This is a genomic window from Mangrovicoccus ximenensis (genome assembly GCF_003056725.1).
In the GTDB taxonomy this organism is placed as follows: Bacteria; Pseudomonadota; Alphaproteobacteria; order Rhodobacterales; family Rhodobacteraceae; genus Mangrovicoccus; species Mangrovicoccus ximenensis.
This window is the reverse complement of sequence record NZ_QBKZ01000015.1, coordinates 644818-662207: the sequence shown is the minus strand read 5'-3', so window position 1 is coordinate 662207 and position 17390 is coordinate 644818. Positions and strand designations below refer to the sequence as shown.

The following is a 17390-nucleotide window of genomic DNA, read 5'->3' as shown; positions in this document are numbered from 1 at the left end:
TCGTGGTCGAGGATGACCGGGCGCCCGCGCCGGGCGCAGCGCGCGAGGCCGAGAAAGCCTGCGCACCGGCTTGCACCATCGCCATTTCGATCGGCGACCTCCGCATGGAGGTGCCGACGGATCTGGACGAGGGAACGCTGTCCAAATTCATCCGCGCCCTGAGGGCGGCATGATGCTGCCGCTGAACGGGCTGAAAATCTACCTGGCGACCGAACCGGTGGATTTCCGGAAGGGGATGGACGGGCTGGCGGGCCATGTGATGTCCGGGCTCGAGCTGGACTGGCCGACCTGGTCGCCGCTGGCGGTATGGGCGGCGAGCCAGTCGAGCGAGGCGGCGCGGGTCCGGACCGGTTGCCGCGCGTCGCGGGCCGTGCGCAGGTGGAAGGCATAGCTGGAGCGGGTTGCGCGGGGATCATGGTCCCAGATCGTGCTGATCGCGGCGTCCCTGATCGGCTGCGGATGGTCGCTGCGCAGGATCATGCGCGCGCGGCGCAGGGCAAAGGTCCGCTCCTCTTGCGATAGGGCGGTCGTTGCTTGGGAGAGCATGGTCAGGACTTTCGAGCGCAGATGATGCGCGCACGCCTTGGTGTTAGAGATTTGCCCAAAATAGTTGCGTTCTTGGCATTAATTGCAATAGGAACGTTGCAAGAACATATTTCGGTGGATTGCATGTTTGTCCTCCTGTACTGCGTCATAATTTGCGAAAAACGCAAATACTAGTCAAGGACAAAATAGCGATTATCGCAACTTTGGAGGGTGGGACGTGCAAGATATCGAGGAATCGTTGCGCAAGCTGTCAGCGAGAGAACTGAAATCTCTCAAGGTTGCTATTGGTGTTAGCGCCGATACTCTGGGGCGCCGAGGATCAACCGCAGGTGCTCGCGCAAGACTTGCCTGCCTTCTTCATTCAGCTCACGTGCTTCGCGCAGTATCTCTTGAAGATCCTGGTCAGGCGCGGCCTTATCGTTCTCAAGGCGTACGTTGAACCATTTAAGAAGGAGCGGGAACTCGTTCTCTTGAATGCGTCTCTCGCCCTTGAGCGTTTTGCTAAGTTTGTCCAGCGATATGCCAAGATGGTTGGCAAGCCTTGTCCGCTCGCCCCTTTCGCCAGTTAGGCGATCTTGTATCCACTGTCCGTCAATGCGATCCATGGCGCAGTTTCTTGCGAAAAACGCAGGAAGATCATAGGCGCGAAAATCGCAATTATGCTCGTTGACAATCATTGCGATTATCGCAATTTTGGCGACATGGAACCTGCATCGACCATTATTGACCTCTGCGGTGGCTTGGCTGCAGTTGCCCGAGTTACCGGTCGGTCTGAAAATCGTGTCCGGCGGTGGACATATCCCAGAGTGCGCGGGGGCACCGACGGTCTTGTCCCGTCTGATTGTGCGGCAAGATTGATGGCACATGCCAGAGAACAGTGTTTGCCACTTACTGCTGAGCATTTCTTTCCCAAAAATGGTGAAATTTGATGCCGGGCCTCAGTGACATGCTTGCGAACTCTCACGGCTGGTCCTCGATCTGGACATTGGGAATGTCCGACAACAGCTCAAGCGCCGAACCCGAGAAGGCTATGCCCGCCTCTGAACCGGGCCGAGTCGGGAAATCCGGAAGCTTTCCGAAGCTGCGTTGCGAGCTGGATAAAGGGCCATGGCACAATCCGGCGTATCGGGAAGGGAACTGCCGCCCGTTAGGGGCAGGTTGCCGATGCCAGCTTGATGCACGCAGATGCCTCAGTAGCGGCCGAAACATTCCAAAATCCAGTTGCAGAACGCGACATGTCCGCTACGCTCCGGTTGAGCAGCGCGGTCTCCGCGAGGGGCCGCAGCTCCGCCCCGTGCGGTTGGTTGGGCCGCGCGGGGCGTTTAAGTTTCTCAAGGGATATGGCAGCGGCGAATGCATGCGTGCCGTTTTATGCCGCTCCGTCTTCCAGGTGTTCGGTTGCAGACTCGCCGGGAAATTGCGCTGCGGCCACGTGGTGAGACCGCAGCGCAGCCCGGCATGGGCAGTTTGGGGAGAGCTCTGCCGGGTACCCGGTGTTTTTGGATGCTTCTTTCAGACCACGTTTCATATTCCGGAGTCCATTAGAAATATCCAAAATGCATCTTTTGCTCGACAGCAGAAGCAGGGCCGCCGGCAAGGGGGCACGCAACTCCGCTCCGCGCGGTTGTTTGGGCCGCGCGGAGTGTTTGCATCAGAGCTCGTACTGCGCCCGCTCCGTCTTCGGGGGCATGAGGCATGCAACCTTCATCGTGTAGCGCTTGCCCTCGCGGCTCATGCGCACGAGCTGGGCCGCGATCGGCATCTCGTTGTCGAATTTCCCGCTCACCCAGGCAACGGCATTCGGATCGAGATAGCCGAGCTTGAAGGTCCGGGCATCGCCCTGGGTCCGGACGGCCGCTTTTACGCCGATGGCTCTTTCCCCCCCGTACCTTTCGCGGTGGAGGCAGATTTCTATGAAGTCGCGGCCTGGTCTGAATGTCTCGGACAGAAGCCGGGCAAGATTCCCGATTTCCTTGGCGAATTCCCCGGTTCTCGTGATGCGCACCAGATCGCTTTCCAGATTCCAGCTGCACCAGTTGCCTTCCGGGCAGTTGAGCGGGACAGGAATTTCAATCTGTTCGGCCTGCGGGCCATTTTGTGTCGGCGCGGTCCCGTCGAGAGGCAGCAGCAGTTTTTGACGGTACCCGGTCTCCTGCGTCTCCGCTGCCTTGCGTTGCTGTTCCGCGTGCCGGTTCTTGACGAACTCGGCCAGAGCGGCGGTGGCGGGACGGTCCGGTGGTCGTCGTCCCCTTCCGTATTCCCAAGCATATCCAATCGCGTTCGCTATCAGCACTGCGCCAGCAAACGCCGAGGCGCCGAGCGCAAAAGCCAGGCCGGTATCCATTGCGAAATACCCCGTTTTAATTCCCCACGCGTCCATTTGGACACCTTACGCAACGAAAAGTCGAGGCATTCGCGAAATGCAATTTCATATGTGATCCGTTGGCAACGCAATTTTGCTTGGTTGCATGGCCTTTTTCACGCGCTGCCGCTTTTCGGCTTGGGGCGCGCGAAGTCGACTTCGACGGGAGGCGCCCATGCAGCGGCATGACGACGACACCCTCGGCCATATGGGGCAGACCTCGAGCGGCGGCAGCCCGCTGCTGGGCTTGCTGGTGGCCGCAGCCTTCACCGGCTTCCTGGCGATTCTGGCCTGGCTCGGCATGATCGCCAGCGATCTCGACTGGACCGCCTGGCTCGGCATGGTGCTGCTTTGATGGCGCTTGGAGATGTGAAAGCCTCGGTGATGTCGGTCGGATCCGATGTCCGGCTGGCCTCGACGGCGCTCGGTCTGGTCGAGGTCGCGGTGGCCTCGCTCGAGCATCTCGGCCTTGTGGTGGAGCTCGCCTGCGACGGCCCCAGGATCGGGATTTCCGTCACGCTGCCAGAAGCCGCCCTGCTGGCCGAGGACCGCGCGACGGCGGATCTGCCGGCCGCTGGGCTCTGGACCGGGGAGGAGCGGCGGCTGGCGGCCGAGATGCAAGGCGGCGGCGCGCGCCTCGATGAGATCGCTGCAGCGCTCGGCCGCGCGCCGCAGTCGGTGGCAGAGGCTTTGCAGACAGGGGGGGACAGGCCATGAGCGCACGGACGCTGAGCGCGGTGCCGACGGCAGTCGACGACCTGCCGCTTTACCAGATCGGCCACAGGGAGCGGCTCGACAGCCATTTCTTCGTCATGTGGAACCTCAAGCGGTGGCGCGGCAGCGACTTCCGCAAGAAGGCCTACAAGGACCCCGAGGTCGGGTTCTACGGCCGCGAGCTCTTCGACCTGTGCCAGGATGAAACGCCGGTGGGAACGCTGCCCTGCGACGATGACGGGCTGGCTTTCCTCTTGCGGATTTCGGGCGCGAAATGGCGCGAGCTGAACGGGCGCGAGGTCTCGCCGATCTACAACTGGCACCGGGTGCGCTGCGACAATGGCGAGATACGGCTGGCGCATCCGGTCGTGACGGAGCTGCTCCTCGAGGCGCTGGACTCGAAACGGCGCAACGCGGCGAAAAATGCCGATGACCGGATGCGCAAGCGGCTCGGGACAATTGCCGCGCACTTAGCGCAAAAAGTGCCGGGCGGCGCGCGTGTCGCTGCGAGCGAGGAGCGGATCAACGAGATCAGCGACTGGATCGACGGGGCCTATCCGGGCGGCAGCGCCACGCTGAAGCGCGTCCAGGAGGCGCTCGCTGAGCTGTCGCAGCGGTGGTGAAATCCTCCGCAAATCTTCCGCCGGAAGAAATGGAAAATTCTTTGGAAGGTTTCCGGCAGTTTTCGTTTTTTCCGAAATCCTCGCGGCTGAGAGGAGAAGAGAAGAAACGAGAAGAGAAAGACATTGGCAGGCGCGGCGGAAACCGGACGGGCGCGCCTGTGGATAACCGGGCAGGCTGAGAGAAGGACGGGACAGGCATGGAACGGCAGGAACAGGAAGCGGGCGAGAAGCGGGTCAGGGCGGTGCTGATCGATCCGCTGGTGCGGCGCGGGCTGGAACGGCCCTCGGGGGCCACGGTGGCGGGTTTCGAAGAGGGGCTGAAGGAGCTCTGCCGCAAGCTCGCCTACATGGACGAGCTGAAGATGGCGGCGCTGGCCGAGGAAATCTCCGCCAATCCCGGCGGCCGCAACCAGGACCAGTTCTGGAAGGTCAACAAGATCCTGAACCGGGCCGCCGAGTACGATCCGCCGCGCGACAGCGCCTCGCCGCTGATGCGGGCGGTCTTTGCAAGCGAGCTGGGCCGCGGCGCGGTGCGCGATGGCTGGGCGCCGGAGCTGCGCAAGGTGGTGCGCGACGGTCACCGAGGGGGCGGGGCGGGCCTCGCCGGGCGCCGCGGCTGCGCCTATGATCCCGGCGGCCAGAACGATCAGAGGGAAGGGCAGGCCGAAGGCGTAGATGCCGAGGAAGGACAGCGCTGCCAGCGCCCGCCGCCCGGGGGTGGTCAGCGCTTTCTTCGCCAGCCGCCAGAAAGCCTGCACGACGATCGCGACCACCGCCGCCTGGATGCCCGCGAACATCGCATCGACCAGCGGCAGCTGTCCCCAGGCCAGATAGGCCAGCGCCAATGCGGCCATGACGGCGGCGCCGGGCAGCACGAAGAGCCCGCCGCCGATCAGTCCGCCGCGCCAGCCCTTCAGCCGCCAGCCCGCATAGGTCGCGAGCTGCATCGCCTCCGGGCCGGGCAGCAGCATGCAGAAGCTCAGGGAAGACAGGAACTGCGCCTCGCTCAGCCAGCCGCGCTCCTCGACCAGCTCGCGATGCATCACCGCGATCTGCGCGGCCGGGCCGCCGAAGGAGTGCAGCCCGATCCGCCAGAAGGCGGCGAAAAGGTCCCGGTACTGTGCCATCTGCCTGCCCCCTGCCAGCCGCTGCCCCGCCTTAGTCTGCAGGGGCCGGTCCGGCACAGGGGGCAGAGCGACGCGGGCTCAGCGTTTGTCGAGCGCCCGTGCCAGCGCGCAGAAGCCTTCCAGCGACACGGTCTCGGCGCGCGCGGTCGGGTCGATCCCGGCCTCTTCGAGCTTCGCCTCGATCTCGGGAGCGAAGCTGATGAAATGGCCGCCCGGCGGCACGCGGAACGGACCGCCGCCGTATTTCTTGACGGCTTCCTTCATGAACTCGTTGAAGACCGGGCCGCACATNGCCGCCGCCGGAGCCGTGCGGGATCGAGCGCGGGTTGTCGTAGCCCATGAAGCAGCCCGCCACGATGTTCGAGGAGAAGCCGACGAACCAGACATCCTTGGCATCGTTGGTCGTGCCGGTCTTGCCCGCGATCGGCACGGGCAGGTCGACNATAGCGCGACGCCGTGCCCCGCTCCACCACGCCGCGCATCATCGAGGTCAGCTGGTAGGCGGTGATCGGGTCCATGATCTGCTCGCGGTGGCTGACGATGCGCGGCGCGGTGCCGGGCGGCACATAGGCCAGGCCGCAATCGATGCAGTCGCGGTCGTCATGGCGGTAGGTCGTGCGGCCGAAGCGGTCCTGCACGCGGTCGACGAGGCTCGGCTGGACCCGCTCGCCGCCATTGGCAAACATCGCATAGGCCGAGACCATGCGGAACAGCGTGGTCTCCTCGGAGCCGAGCGCGTTCGCCAGATGGGTCGCCATGTTGTCGTAGACGCCGAAGCGTTCGGCATATTGCGCGATCACCGGCATGCCGACCTCGTTGGCGAGACGCACGGTCATCACGTTGCGCGACCGCTCGATGCCGGTCCTGAGCGGCGTCGGGCCGTAATACTTGTTCGAGGCGTTCTGCGGCCGCCACATGCTGCCGTCGCCATTGGGGAATTCGATCGGCGCGTCGACCACGATGGTCGCCGGCGTGTAGCCCGAATCGAGCGCAGCGGCATAGACGAAGGGCTTGAAGGACGAGCCCGGCTGCCGCGTCGCCTGGGTGGCACGGTTGAAGACCGAATCCTGGTAGGAGAAGCCGCCCTGCATCGCCAGGACGCGGCCGGTGTTGACGTCCATCGCCATGAAGGCGCCCTGCAGCAGCGGCACCTGGCGCAGCGACCAGCCGTCGCCTTCCTTCTGCACCAGCACGACATCGCCGGGAGAGAGCACGTCGCCCGGCACCTTGGCCTTGCGGATCCAGGACACGTCGGCGGCGGTGATCANCCTGGGTTTCCGGATCGCGGGTTTCGCCCTCGATGCCGATCTGCGCCTCGCTGCCCGAGACCGACAGCACGACGGCGGGCTTCCACCCGCNCGATGTCGCGCGGCGCGTCCTCGTTGCGGACCTCGAACAGCGCCTGGCGCCAGGCGGCCTCGTCGCCGAGCTTGTCGGCATCGATGGTCGCCTCGGTGCCGCGCCAGATGCCGAAGCCCCGGTCGTATTTCTCCAGCCCGTGGCGCAGCGCCTCCTCTGCCGCGCCCTGCATCTGCGGATCGAGCGTCGAGCGCACCGACAGGCCGCCGGTGAAGAACTGGCTTTCGCCGAAATCGCGGCTGAGCTGGCGGCGCACCTCGTCGGTGAAATAGCCGCGCGGCGGCAACGACTGGCGGAACCCGGGGATGTCCCCGTTCTGCACGGTCAGGAGCGGCGAGGCCACCGCCGTCTCGTATTCCGCGTCGGTGATGTAGCGGTTCTCCCGCATCTCGCGCAGCACGTAGTTGCGCCGCCCCACCGCGTCGTCATGGTCGCGCACCGGGTGCAGCGTCGAAGGCCGCTGAGGCAGCGCCGCGAGATAGCCGACCTCGGCCGGGGTCAGATCCGAGAGCTTCTTGTTGAAATAGGTCTGCGCCGCGGCGGCGACGCCGTAGCTGTTCTGGCCCAGGTAGATCTCGTTGAGATAGAGTTCGAGGATCTTGTCCTTCGACATCGTCTCCTCGAGCCGGGCGGCAAGGATCAGTTCCTTGATCTTGCGCTCGGCCGAGCGGTCGGAGCTGAGCAGGAAGTTCTTCATCACCTGCTGGGTGATCGTCGAGGCGCCGCGCANGCCGCGCGCCGCGCGCCGCATCCACCGCTGCCTTGACCATGCCCAGCGGATCATAGCCCTTGTGGTGGTAGAAATTCTTGTCCTCGGCCGAGATGAAGGCCTATATCGACCGGGTCACCGGCGCGCGGCTCTCGGCCGATGCCTCCGGTCCGGGCGTGGTGGCGGAATACTTCCGCGACGGCATCGAGCCGATCTTCGGCATGGCCTCGGCGATCGACGGCGGCTTCGCCATGGGCTCGGGCCTGCCGATGTATTCGCGCGACGAGGCGCTGTCGAGGAGCAGCGACGAGGTCCTGACCTCCACCGGCGAGCGCAAGACGATCCCCAAGCCGTCGAGCTTCGGCACGATCTCGGCGGGCGGCATCTACTGATCCGCGCTGGCGGTCCAGCCGCCTGAGCCAGGTCATCGGCTCCGGATCACGCCCGGCGGCCAAGCGGTGCGCCGGGCATCGCGCCCTTGCGGTGAAGGTCAGGCACATTTTCCTGGCCTGCCTCCGGGGTTGCGATGGCCAATCTCAGCGGCTCGTTTTCGGCTTGCGACTCCATTTGCGATGCCTGCGGCAATCCCGGAATGCCGGGTTGCGCGTCCTGTCTTGCAGAGCGTCATCAACGGTTGCCCCTATCTTTATGTCTCGGGGGCAGAGACCGCGGGGCGCAAGTCTCCCGGGTTCGGCAGCCAAATCGCGTTTCCGGCCTGTCCAGCGTCCCGTCGCATCATGAGAACAATGGGTTGGCGACCACGAAAAGCGGCTTCGGCCGAGTTCTTGCTGCAATACGCCATGTGAATCCTGTGCCCTGCTGCAATGGCCGTCACCGGCATGGTGCTCGTCCATGTGCAGGGGCATCCCGGAATCCGGCAGCGGCCGCTGGCTGCAATCCGTCGAGGGACGCCGCGACGTGGCCGGGAAGCTCCGCATCAAGGTCGCCGCCAATCCCGTCAGGCGGGAGAGGATCAGGCCCGGCAAGCCCGACCGGCTGACCAACGGGCTCAACCGCGCCGTCGGCCGCACCGGGGACGCCGCCTCCGAGGTCATCCGGGACGCCGGCCGCAGGTTCGGCGATGTCTTCGCGCTCGGCGGGAGATCGGCGGATCGCGGCCTCGGCTGCGCCCTGAGGAGCGATGGCGGAGGCCGCCGCGCTCCATGCCGGCCCTCCGGCAGGGGACATCCCGCCGCATTGGAGGGCAGGTGATGGCGGCGCCCCGCCGTCGGCTCACACCATGCCGAAGCGCGCGGGAACGCGGCTGTAGAACAGCGCGAGACCCTGGCCGGAGAGCGCCGCGAGCAGCCGGTCGATATCGGCGCGCGCCGCCACGACCGAAATCTGCAGCGGCTGGCCTGCCACGTCCATCAGCGTCACCGCATGGGTTTCGCCGTCATGGCCGCGCCCGATCAGCCCTCCCGACAGCGTCGCGCCGCCGATCCCCTGCCGCGCGATCTCGCCGAAGAGCCACTGTCCGAGCGGTTCGTGCCCATGCATCCGGTCCTGCTGGGTCCAGAAGGTCAGCAGCTCGCCTTCGGTTTCCCTTGCTTCGATGCCGTCCATCATCCTGCTCCTCAGCGCCGCGTGTCGATTTCGGGCACGGCGGACATGCCGACCCGCATCCGGTCCATTCCCGGCTGGCCGGGATCGATCGCAATGCGCACCGGCAGGCGCTGCACGACCTTGGTGAAGTTGCCGGTCGCATTGGCCGGGGCGATGGCGCTGTAGCTGACATTGCTGGCCGCGCCGAGGCTGTCGACATGGCCGGTGAAGATCCGGCGCGGGATCGCGTCGACGGTCAGCGTCACCGGCTGCCCGGGCGCGACCCGTGCCAGCTGGGTCTCGCGGAAATTCGCGGTCACGTAGATCTGCCCGAGCGGCACGATCGCCATCGCCGTCGAACCCACCGTCACGTAATCGCCGACGCGCAGGCTCTGGCGGCCGACCGTGCCGGATACCGGCGCCATGATCGAGGCATGCTCCAGCGCCAGTTCGGCCGTTCCGAGCGCCGCCTCCGCCTGCTGCACGGCGGCCCCGGCCGCGTGCCGCTGTGCGGAATAGATGTCGAGCTGGCCCTGCGCGGCCTCGAGGTAGCCCGGATCGCGGCCGCCGGCCTCGGCCACGCCCGCCCAGAATTCCGGCGCCATGCGCAGGCTCTCGAACTGGAAGGCCTTCTTCGGGTTCCAGCGCTCCGGCACATGCGGGGCCAGTGCGCCGACGATGCCCCCCGAGCTGCCCGCGCCGATCCCGCCGGGGTCGATCACGCGCACCCTTGCGCCACGGCGCGCGCAGGCATAGGCGATGGACAAGCCGAAGATCCCGGCCCCGCGGACCGTGACGTCGATTCCGGACATGGATGGCACCTCCCGCGATTTCTGCCGGGCCGACCCTTAGGACATAAGATGAGCGATCACCAGCAGGCGGAGATCACCTGGCGCGACGGCGCCGTCCCGGTCTCGCGACGTTTCGACGACCCGTATTACTCCCTCGACAGCGGCTGGGACGAGACCGCCCATGTCTTCCTTGCCGGCAACGGCCTGCCCGCGCGGCTCCGCCCCGGATTCCAGGTCGCCGAGCTCGGCTTCGGCACCGGGCTGAACCTGCTGGCCTTCGTGGCGATGGCCGCCGAAGCCAAGCCCGCGGGTCCCGTCCGCTTCACCAGCTTCGAGCTCTTCCCGATGTCCGCAGACGACATGGTGCAGGCGCTGGCGCATTTTCCCGAGGCCGCCGCGCTGGCCGCGCCGATGATCGCCGCGCGCGAGCAGGACATGCGCGTCTGGACCATGGGCGAGGTCGAGGTGGAACTGATCCTCGGCGATGCGCGCCAGACCCTGCCCGCCTGGCAGGGACAGGCCGATGCCTGGTTCCTCGACGGCTTCGCCCCCGCGAAGAACCCCGAGCTCTGGGAACCGGCGCTGCTCTCGGAGGTCGCCCGCCACACCGCCCCGGGCGGCAGCTTCGCCACCTACACGGCGGCAGGCGCGGTCCGCGCCGCGCTCGGCGAGGCCGGTTTCGCGGTCGAGCGCATCCCCGGCTTCGGCCGCAAGCGGCACATGACGGTCGGAACCCTCGCATGAACCAGAACACCGCGCTCGGCATCATGATCATGATCGCCGCCTGCTTCGTCTTCTCGACGCAGGACGGGTTCTCGCGGCTCTTGGCGAGCCAGTACAGCGTGCTGATGATCGTGATGATCCGCTACTGGGCGCATGCCGCCTTCGTGCTGGCCCGTGCCGCGCGGCAGCCGGGCGGCATCCGCGCCGTCGCCCGCACGAAACAGCCGGGGCTGCAGATCCTGCGCAGCGTGGTGCTCAGCTCGGAAATCTGCCTCGCCATCGCCAGCTTTACCCTCGTCGGCCTCGTCACGCATACCGCGCTCTTCTCCGCCGGACCGCTCCTGGTCACCGCGCTGTCGGGACCGATCCTCGGCGAGAAGATCGGCTGGCGGCGCTGGACCGCGGTCGCGGTCGGCATGTGCGGCATCCTCGTCATCATCGGCCCGGGCAGCGAGATGTTCGGCCCGCTGGCGCTGATGCCGCTCGGCTCGGCCTTCCTCTTCGCGCTCTACGGGGTGATGAACCGCTACGTGGCGCGCCAGGACAACACCGATACCAGCTTCTTCTGGACCGGCATCACCGGCGCCGTCGTGATGACGCCGGTCGGGCTCTGGTTCTGGGAGCCGATGGATGCGCAGGGCTGGGCGGTGATGGCGGTGCTCTGCGTCACCGCGATCCTCGGCCACTGGCTCTATATCCGCTGCTACGAGGTGGCCGAAGCCAGCGCGATCCAGCCCTTCGCCTATTTCCACCTGCTCTTCGCCTCGATCGTCGGCATCGTGTTCTTCGCCGACCCGCTGGTGGCGCGGCAGGTGCTGGGGGCGGGCATCGTGGTCGCCGCGGGCATCTTCACCTGGTGGCGCGAACGCCAGCGCGCCGCCCTGCCCCGCCGCCTCTGAGCCCGGCTTCCGGGCAGCGCGCGCGCTCGGCCAGTTCCTGCGCGACCTGCGCCGCGACCGCACGGCCACGCGGGTCCGGTGCTTCGGCCAGGCGCTGGTGCTGGCGGCGGAGGTGCCGGAGAGCGCCGAGTGGATCTATTCCCATTTCGCCCATACCCCGACCTCGGTGGCGCGCTACGCCGCGATGATCCGCGGCCTGCCGCTGTCGATCTCGGCCCATGCCAAGGACATCTGGACCTCGCCGGACTGGGACCTGCGCGAGAAGCTCGGCGATGCCCGCTGGACGGTGACCTGCACGCGCTCGGGGCGGGACCATCTGGCCGCGCTTGCCCCCGGCGCGGCCGTCCATCTGCTCTATCACGGGCTCGACCTCGAGCGCTTCCCGCCCGCCGCCCCGGCCGTGCGCGACGGCGGCGGTCCGGTGCGGATCCTCGCCATCGGCCGCGCCGTGCCGAAGAAGGGCTTCGACACGATCCTGTCGGCGCTGGCACAGCTCCCGCCGGAACTGGACTGGACCTTCGAGCATGCCGGCGGCGGCGCCGGTCTCGACCGGCTGAAGAAGCATGCCGCGCGGCTTGGCCTCGGTGACCGCGTTCGCTGGCTCGGCCCGCTTGACCAGACCGCCATCCTGGCGCTCTACCGCCGCTCCGACATTTTCGTGATGGGCAGCCGCGCGCATTCGGACGGCGACCGCGACGGTCTGCCGAACGTGCTCGTCGAAGCGGCAAGCCAGGGCATGGCCTGCGTCGCGACCCGCTTCACGGCGATCCCCGAATTCATCGACGACGGCGGCAACGGACTGCTGGTGCCGCCGGAGGACTCCGAGGCCATGTCGGCGGCCATCGCGCGGCTGATCCGCGACCCCGGCCTGCGCCGCGAACTCGGCACCCGCGCGGCAGAAACCGTCCGCAGCCAGTATGACTTCCGCCCCGGCATCTCCCGCCTGGCCGGGCTCCTCGGCATCCCGGCCCCCGGCCAAGGCGCTGCGCGACGAGCGCCGCTGGGCCGAGGCGCGTGCCATGCCGGCCCATGAGGCGGTGTCGCAGCGCTACGACGGGCTGACCGGGATCGAGACCATGCTGACCCCCGACCAGATCGCCGATCTGGACGCGCGGATCGGCGGACCGAAGGGAGTGGCCTGATGGGCGGCGAATTCGTCATGCTGAGCCTGGCGCCGATCGTGATCGGCAGCCTCGCCGCGATCGCCTGCGCGCTGCCCGGAAATTTCCTGCTGCTCAGGCGCCAGGCGCTGATCGGCGATGCGATCAGCCATGTCGTGCTGCCGGGCATCGTGCTGGCCTTTCTCGTCACCGGGCAGGTCGCGACCCTGCCGATGATGCTGGGCGCCGGGGTGGCGGCGCTGGCGGCGGTGGCGACGATCGAGGCGATCCGCCGTCTCGGCCGGATCGAGCCCGGCGCGGCGATGGGCGTCACCTTCACCACTATGTTCGCGCTCGGCGTGCTGGTGCTGGAACGGACCGACACCTCGCAGGTCCATCTCGACGTGGAGCATGCGCTGATGGGCAATCTCGAGTCGCTGATCTGGCTCGACGGCATGGGCTGGCACTCGCTGCTCGATCCGGCGGCGCTGGCCGGGCTGCCGCCCGAGCTGGGGCGGCTGGCCGTGGTCACCCTGCTGATCGCGGCGGCGATCCGCATCTTCTGGCGGCCGCTGAAGATCGCGACCTTCGACGAGGGTTTTGCCGCCGAAGTCGGCGTGCCGGTGCGCGCGGTCGGGCTGGGGCTGGTGGTGCTCTCGGCGCTGGCTGCGGTCGCCGCCTTCGACGCGGTCGGCTCGATCATCGTGATCGCCATGTTCATCTGTCCGCCCGGCGCGGCGCGGCTGATGACCGACCGGCTCGAGCTGCAGGTTGCCTGGTCGGTGGTCTTCGCGGTCCTGTCTGCCGTGCTGGGCTATGTGCTGGCGGGCTACGGGCCGCTCTGGCTGGGCGGGACCGATGCGGTCAGCGCGGCGGGCATGATCGCCACGGTCTCAGGCATGCTGCTGGCCGCTGCCGCGCTCTTCGCCCCCGCCCGCAAGCGGACCAGCGAGCGGGCATCGAGCGCGCGGCCGCGGATCGCCGCGCCCGCGGCGTCGTCGAGCTTCGAGACGAGATGCCGGGCATAGTCCTTCGCCTCAGCCTCGGTGTCGCGGACGATGACATGGACGCGCAGCCCGTAATCCAGCGTCCGGCCGTGGCGCGCGGCCTCCTCGTGGACCGCCCGCATCCGCGCGGCGAGCTCCGCCTCGCGCTCGGGCCACATCAGGTAGACATCGCAATGTTCGCCGCAGAGCTCCAGCGCCTCGCGGGAATAGCCGCCGAAATAGAGCAGCGGCCCGCCGGTCTGGTAGGGCTTGGCCGGATCGGCGGAGAGGCCGCGGAACTGGTAGATCTCGCCCTCGTGGTCGATCTCGCCGCGGGTCCAGGCCTGCTTGAGGATCTGCACCACCTCGCGCGAGCGCTGGTAGCGATGGCGGCTGTCGGCGGTCTCGCCCGGGAAATCCGAGGAGATGACGTTGAGCGTCAGCCGCCCCTCCAGCATGTGGTCGAGCGTGGCGACGGTGCGCGCCAGCATGACAGGCTGCATCTCGCCGCAGCGGATCGCCGCCAGAAGGGCGATCTTCGAGGTGATCGGCGCGCAGCCGGCCACGAAGGAGAGCGTGTCCTGGCCGACCTGGTACGAGGACGGGCAGAGGATGTTGCCGAAGCCCTGCGCCTCGGCGGTCTTCACGATCTGCGAGCAATGCGCCCAGGAGGAGCGCAGATCGCCGTCCGGCACGCCGAGGAAGCGGTGGTCGTCCGAGCAGAGCGCTGCGAACCAGGACAGCTCGGCCGCGTCGGGATCGGCGGATGTGACGGGCACGACGGTCATCGTTTCCTCCCCGGTGGCGTCGGGTGCTTGCGTAGCAGCGGCGATGATGTAGATCAATGGTGCATCAATTCGGCAGCGGCGGAGGTCCGGGAGTGGCGGAGGCGCAGGGCGGAACCGGGGCGGCGCTGCCGCTCTACCTGCAGATCGCGGAGACGCTGGCCCGCGAGATCGCCGCGGGACGCCTGCCCGCGGGCGGCCGCCTGCGTCTCGGGTTCGGCGACCCGCATCCGGTCGCCGTCGAGCGTGCCCAGCGTGCTCCAGGCGCGCAGCGCCAGCACGATGGCGAAGGCGAAGAGGCCGAAGCCGATCACGATGGCGGTCAGCACCAGCGCCTGCGGCAGCGCATTGGCCACGCCCTCGGGCGGCGCATAGGCGTCCGGGGCGATCAGCGGCGGTGCGCCCAGCGTCAGCCGCCCCGAGACGAAGATCGCCAGATTGGCCGCGTTCGACAGGATCAGCAGGCCGAGGATGAAGCGCATCAGCTGGCCGCTCATCATCAGATAGGCGGACATCGCCGCGAGAAGCCCGGTGCAGACCGCGAAAAGGGTTTCCATCAGAGGGCCTCCTCGAGTTCGAAGACCATGGTCAGGATGGCGCCGAAGACCACGAGATAGACGCCGATGTCGAAGACCAGCACGCTGGAGAGCGGCAGCCCGTCCTCGGCGCCGCCGACGAAGAGCCAGAGCCCGGTCAGGAAGGCCTCGCCCGCCAGCCCGGCGCCGAGCCCGGCAAGGAGCGCGAGGCCGAGCCCGGCAATGGCGATGGTCTGGGGCTTCAGCCTGAGCGCGGCGCGCGCATCCGCCGTGCCGAAGGCAATGCCGTAGAGAATGAAGCCGGTCGCGCCGCAGAGCCCGCCGATGAAGCCGCCTCCGGGCTCGTTGTGGCCGCGCAGCAGCATGTAGACGGAAAACACCAGAAGCAGCCCCACGAGATAGCGCGACCCGGCCTTGAGGATGATCGAATTCACCTGTCCTCTCCTTTCCCGGTCCGGCCCGCGCGCAGCAGGGCGAAGGCCGACAGCGCCGCGATGGTCACCACGGCGATTTCGCCGAAAGTGTCGATGGCACGGAAATCCACCAGGATGACATTGACGATGTTGCGGCCATGCGCCTCCGGATAGCTCGCGGCGTTGAAATACGCGGTCAGCCGCGGATCGAAGGGCTGCGACAGCACGCCGAGCAGGATCAGCGTCACTGCGCCCCCCAGCGCCAGGGCGATCACGGCGCGCCCGGCATGGAAGCCCAGATGCCCCAGCTCCGGCAGGCGCAGCATGGCAAGCGCCACCATGACCACGACGAGCGTCTCGACCAGAAGCTGGGTGATCGCCACGTCAGGCGCGCTGAACACCAGGAAGATCAGCGACATGGCGATGCCGGTCACGCCGAGCCCGGCAATCGCGGTCATGCGCGAGCCGGTGAAGACGGCGACGGCGGCCCCGGCGACCAGCAGCGCGGCGATGGTCGGCAGCTCCCAGCCCAGCCCCTCGAGATTGGGCGCGGGCAGCGGCAGGCCGCGGGCGCCGAAGGACGGCGGCAGCTGCGAGGAGCACGGATGTCCCGGCTGGCAGGCTCTGCGGCCCGGACAGGAGCTGCCGGGCAGGCTCGGATCCGGAGGCCGGGGCCGGGTGGCCGCCATTCCCGCGCCGAAACCGGGAGCGCGCTGGCGACCTGGACCGGACGCTTTGCCGATCTTCGGCCTGGGACTGGCGAAAATCGGCATGTTCTGCAGGGAAGCCGGCCGCGGGACGGACGGCAGCGCCGTCGGCCATGCACCGCATGCCCGGCCGAACTTGGCCTGCGGCAGACGTGGGCATCATGTCCGGGCAGCCCCGGTCTCGGACGGCTCCCGCCTCTGCCGGCAGGATCCGGCCGGAGGCGTCCATATGGCTGGCCTTTCCGCTGGTTTGGTCTCCTTGGGCCGACATGGGGGCAGGATCAGGAGACCGGGCCGGTCCGAAGCTCATCGTGAGTGCGGATGCCCCCAATGCCGATTTCTCCGATCGCCATCATGCCCGCTTCTGCTTCTCCCGCATTTCCGGAGCACTGCTCCGGCCGTGTTGCCCCGCCCGCGGGGATCGGTCCCGCTCCCTGCGTCCGTCGCCAGCCGGGCCTCCCGATCCTGTCCGGATTGTCCCGGCGCAAGGGCCCTCCGAAGAGGCTGCCCGCCTCATCGCCGGTCCGGCATGGAGGTCACTGCCCCTTCCCGAGGGGGTTGAAATGCGCCTGTCGCTCGGATGCCCCGCCGGGAAGCTCCGCCATCGCGGGGAGATCGGGCCGGTCCGGTGAGCGGGCATGAAAACGGTCAAACCGCTCTTCGTGGCAGCCTTGTTTCGGACCGACCGGTCCCGCGCGCGGATCGGAGCCGAGGGGCTGCCGGACCTGGAGCGGGCGGCTCTGGAGGGGCGGGCAGCATTGAGCGGACTCCCGGCGCCATGCGACCGGGTCCGACACATCGTCCATGGCTCGGTCGGCAGTCATCCGGACTGTCCCCGCACCAGCAGACCATTGGGGCGGTGCCGAAGCGGCGGGGCGCCCGGTTGATCCAGCGATTGAACCGGGCGCCCGTTCAGCGCTTCCGTTCAGCGATCTCGGGCAGGAAGCTGGCGTGCGTCAGCTGTTTCAGGGGATGCCTGCCCGCGCATGGGACAAGGCGCAGGCGCGGCCTCCGCGGCAGCGGCACTGCGCAGGCAAAGAGCGCCGTCCCGCGCCGGGAAGCGGCTGATCCGCGGCACAGGGGCGTGACGGCGGAGGCCTTCGTCGCGGGCTGGCAGGCGCTCGACCGGCTGCGCGCCGCCTATCTGGAGGCGACCGCAGGCTTCGACGCGGTGCTGCTGCCGACGGCGCCGATCCTGCCGCCGGATGCCGCGCGGCTGGAAAGCGATGCCGATTATTTCCGTACCGAGAACCTGCTGGCGCTGCGCAACACCCGGATCGGCAACCTGATGGGGCTCTGCGCGCTGACGCTGCCGACCGGCACCGATTGCTGCGGGCTGATGCTGATGGCAGCTCCCGGACGCGAGGAGCGGCTGCTCAGGCTTGGCCAGGCGGCGGAGGCGGCGCTCGGCTGACGCGGTTTTCCGCAACTGGCTTGACCTTTCGTCAGTCTGGGTTAACCATTC

The 17390-nt window shown here is 67.8% G+C and carries 19 protein-coding genes and 4 pseudogenes; 11 read left to right on the top strand and 12 right to left on the bottom strand.

The genetic code is table 11. The annotated features are described in order from the left end of the window. Positions 1-2 precede the first annotated feature (2 nt). Positions 3-173, top strand: coding sequence for a hypothetical protein (locus tag C7T91_RS32750; RefSeq protein WP_161556003.1), 171 nt, complete (start codon positions 3-5; stop codon positions 171-173). Positions 174-198: 25 nt separating this feature from the next. Here C7T91_RS32750 and C7T91_RS19255 read toward each other — a convergent pair whose 3' ends face one another. The 3 genes from C7T91_RS19255 to C7T91_RS19245 all read right to left on the bottom strand — a co-directional run bounded on the left by C7T91_RS19255 (position 199) and on the right by C7T91_RS19245 (position 2890). Beyond that, positions 199-546, bottom strand: a complete 348-nt coding sequence (locus C7T91_RS19255; RefSeq protein ID WP_145962945.1) for a hypothetical protein — start codon at positions 544-546, stop codon at positions 199-201. Positions 547-836: 290 nt separating this feature from the next. Further along, entirely contained in the window at positions 837-1223 is a 387-nt protein-coding gene (locus C7T91_RS31735) for a hypothetical protein (protein ID WP_145962944.1), read from the bottom strand. 974 nt (positions 1224-2197) lie between these two features. Further along, complete coding sequence (locus C7T91_RS19245; protein ID WP_108260628.1) at positions 2198-2890, bottom strand: hypothetical protein; 693 nt, start codon at positions 2888-2890, stop codon at positions 2198-2200. 193 nt (positions 2891-3083) lie between these two features. Here C7T91_RS19245 and C7T91_RS19240 point away from each other — a divergent pair, with 193 nt between their 5' ends. From C7T91_RS19240 to C7T91_RS19230, 3 genes are read left to right on the top strand one after another with little or no spacing between them, the layout of a single operon-like run. Next, entirely contained in the window at positions 3084-3263 is a 180-nt protein-coding gene (locus C7T91_RS19240) for a hypothetical protein (RefSeq protein WP_108260627.1), read from the top strand. Positions 3264-3277: 14 nt separating this feature from the next. Further along, positions 3278-3625, top strand: a complete 348-nt coding sequence (locus tag C7T91_RS19235) for a hypothetical protein (protein WP_145962943.1) — start codon at positions 3278-3280, stop codon at positions 3623-3625. Then, complete coding sequence (locus C7T91_RS19230; RefSeq protein WP_108260625.1) at positions 3622-4245, top strand: hypothetical protein; 624 nt, start codon at positions 3622-3624, stop codon at positions 4243-4245. The genes C7T91_RS19235 and C7T91_RS19230 overlap by 4 nt, the downstream gene beginning before the upstream one ends. On the opposite strand, the gene C7T91_RS36225 is transcribed toward C7T91_RS19230, so the two are convergent. Continuing rightward, positions 4176-5372, bottom strand: a complete 1197-nt coding sequence (locus C7T91_RS36225; RefSeq protein WP_108260624.1) for a chromate transporter — start codon at positions 5370-5372, stop codon at positions 4176-4178. The two genes, C7T91_RS19230 and C7T91_RS36225, sit on opposite strands and share 70 nt — an antisense overlap. A 132-nt stretch (positions 5373-5504) precedes the next feature. Then, positions 5505-7561, bottom strand: a pseudogene (locus C7T91_RS38575) (penicillin-binding protein 1A); the annotation flags it as partial. On the opposite strand from C7T91_RS38575, the gene C7T91_RS19205 reads away from it, so the two are divergent. Continuing rightward, complete coding sequence (locus C7T91_RS19205) at positions 7539-7832, top strand: hypothetical protein (RefSeq protein WP_108260623.1); 294 nt, start codon at positions 7539-7541, stop codon at positions 7830-7832. The pseudogene C7T91_RS38575 and the gene C7T91_RS19205 sit on opposite strands and share 23 nt — an antisense overlap. An 841-nt stretch (positions 7833-8673) precedes the next feature. On the opposite strand, the gene C7T91_RS19195 is transcribed toward C7T91_RS19205, so the two are convergent. The 3 genes and pseudogenes from C7T91_RS19195 to C7T91_RS38565 all read right to left on the bottom strand — a co-directional run. Further along, positions 8674-9006, bottom strand: coding sequence for a DUF190 domain-containing protein (locus tag C7T91_RS19195; protein ID WP_161556001.1), 333 nt, complete (start codon positions 9004-9006; stop codon positions 8674-8676). Between the two features lie 11 nt (positions 9007-9017). Continuing rightward, positions 9018-9506, bottom strand: coding sequence for an efflux RND transporter periplasmic adaptor subunit (locus tag C7T91_RS38570; RefSeq protein WP_456237853.1), 489 nt, complete (start codon positions 9504-9506; stop codon positions 9018-9020). Between the two features lie 27 nt (positions 9507-9533). Then, positions 9534-9797, bottom strand: a pseudogene (locus tag C7T91_RS38565) (FAD-dependent oxidoreductase); the annotation flags it as partial. A 48-nt stretch (positions 9798-9845) separates the two neighbouring features. Here C7T91_RS38565 and mnmD point away from each other — a divergent pair. From mnmD to C7T91_RS19170, 5 genes are all read left to right on the top strand, one after another. Further along, on the top strand, positions 9846-10520 hold the full coding sequence (gene mnmD, locus C7T91_RS19185; protein WP_108260619.1) for a tRNA (5-methylaminomethyl-2-thiouridine)(34)-methyltransferase MnmD: 675 nt from the start codon (positions 9846-9848) through the stop codon (positions 10518-10520). Beyond that, the gene (locus C7T91_RS19180; protein WP_108260618.1) at positions 10517-11398 is read left to right on the top strand and encodes a DMT family transporter; all 882 of its coding nucleotides are present in this window, start codon (positions 10517-10519) and stop codon (positions 11396-11398) included. Before mnmD ends, C7T91_RS19180 begins: the two co-directional genes overlap by 4 nt. 97 nt (positions 11399-11495) lie before the next feature. After that, positions 11496-12431: a glycosyltransferase family 4 protein gene (locus tag C7T91_RS19175; protein ID WP_201742148.1), complete on the top strand. Its 936-nt coding sequence runs from the start codon at positions 11496-11498 to the stop codon at positions 12429-12431. Next, complete coding sequence (locus C7T91_RS36210) at positions 12418-12540, top strand: hypothetical protein (protein ID WP_330848857.1); 123 nt, start codon at positions 12418-12420, stop codon at positions 12538-12540. The genes C7T91_RS19175 and C7T91_RS36210 overlap by 14 nt, the downstream gene beginning before the upstream one ends. Further along, the gene (locus C7T91_RS19170; protein WP_201742147.1) at positions 12540-13526 is read left to right on the top strand and encodes a metal ABC transporter permease; all 987 of its coding nucleotides are present in this window, start codon (positions 12540-12542) and stop codon (positions 13524-13526) included. Before C7T91_RS36210 ends, C7T91_RS19170 begins: the two co-directional genes overlap by 1 nt. Here the strand turns inward: C7T91_RS19170 and C7T91_RS19165 are convergent. The 4 genes and pseudogenes from C7T91_RS19165 to mbhE all read right to left on the bottom strand — a co-directional run. Continuing rightward, positions 13445-14272 (bottom strand): annotated as a pseudogene (locus tag C7T91_RS19165) (LLM class flavin-dependent oxidoreductase); the annotation flags it as partial. The gene C7T91_RS19170 and the pseudogene C7T91_RS19165 overlap by 82 nt on opposite strands. Positions 14273-14325: 53 nt before the next feature. Next, positions 14326-14826 carry a Na+/H+ antiporter subunit C gene (locus C7T91_RS19160; RefSeq protein WP_108260615.1) on the bottom strand — a complete coding sequence of 167 codons (501 nt, stop codon included), beginning with the start codon at positions 14824-14826 and terminating at the stop codon, positions 14326-14328. Then, on the bottom strand, positions 14826-15239 hold the full coding sequence (locus C7T91_RS19155) for a Na+/H+ antiporter subunit B (RefSeq protein ID WP_108260614.1): 414 nt from the start codon (positions 15237-15239) through the stop codon (positions 14826-14828). The genes C7T91_RS19160 and C7T91_RS19155 overlap by 1 nt, the downstream gene beginning before the upstream one ends. Continuing rightward, positions 15236-15907 carry a hydrogen gas-evolving membrane-bound hydrogenase subunit E gene (mbhE, locus tag C7T91_RS19150; protein WP_236638336.1) on the bottom strand — a complete coding sequence of 224 codons (672 nt, stop codon included), beginning with the start codon at positions 15905-15907 and terminating at the stop codon, positions 15236-15238. The genes C7T91_RS19155 and mbhE overlap by 4 nt, the downstream gene beginning before the upstream one ends. Positions 15908-17024: 1117 nt before the next feature. On the opposite strand from mbhE, the pseudogene C7T91_RS36205 reads away from it, so the two are divergent. Continuing rightward, positions 17025-17339, top strand: a pseudogene (locus C7T91_RS36205) (amidase family protein); the annotation flags it as partial. Between the last annotated feature and the right edge of the window lie 51 nt (positions 17340-17390).

Excerpts from the sequence above, each read along its gene's own strand:
- C7T91_RS19255 (WP_145962945.1), bottom strand. The coding sequence starts at position 546 with ATGCTCTCCCAAGCAACGACCGCCCTATCGCAAGAGGAGCGGACCTTT.
- C7T91_RS31735 (WP_145962944.1), bottom strand. The coding sequence starts at position 1,223 with ATGATTGTCAACGAGCATAATTGCGATTTTCGCGCCTATGATCTTCCT.
- C7T91_RS19245 (WP_108260628.1), bottom strand. The coding sequence starts at position 2,890 with ATGGATACCGGCCTGGCTTTTGCGCTCGGCGCCTCGGCGTTTGCTGGC.
- C7T91_RS19240 (WP_108260627.1), top strand. The coding sequence starts at position 3,084 with ATGCAGCGGCATGACGACGACACCCTCGGCCATATGGGGCAGACCTCG.
- C7T91_RS19230 (WP_108260625.1), top strand. The coding sequence starts at position 3,622 with ATGAGCGCACGGACGCTGAGCGCGGTGCCGACGGCAGTCGACGACCTG.
- C7T91_RS36225 (WP_108260624.1), bottom strand. The coding sequence starts at position 5,372 with ATGGCACAGTACCGGGACCTTTTCGCCGCCTTCTGGCGGATCGGGCTG.
- C7T91_RS19195 (WP_161556001.1), bottom strand. The coding sequence starts at position 9,006 with ATGGACGGCATCGAAGCAAGGGAAACCGAAGGCGAGCTGCTGACCTTC.
- mnmD (WP_108260619.1), top strand. The coding sequence starts at position 9,846 with ATGAGCGATCACCAGCAGGCGGAGATCACCTGGCGCGACGGCGCCGTC.
- C7T91_RS19180 (WP_108260618.1), top strand. The coding sequence starts at position 10,517 with ATGAACCAGAACACCGCGCTCGGCATCATGATCATGATCGCCGCCTGC.
- C7T91_RS36210 (WP_330848857.1), top strand. The coding sequence starts at position 12,418 with ATGCCGGCCCATGAGGCGGTGTCGCAGCGCTACGACGGGCTGACCGGG.
- C7T91_RS19170 (WP_201742147.1), top strand. The coding sequence starts at position 12,540 with ATGGGCGGCGAATTCGTCATGCTGAGCCTGGCGCCGATCGTGATCGGC.
- C7T91_RS19160 (WP_108260615.1), bottom strand. The coding sequence starts at position 14,826 with ATGGAAACCCTTTTCGCGGTCTGCACCGGGCTTCTCGCGGCGATGTCC.
- mbhE (WP_236638336.1), bottom strand. The coding sequence starts at position 15,907 with ATGGCGGCCACCCGGCCCCGGCCTCCGGATCCGAGCCTGCCCGGCAGC.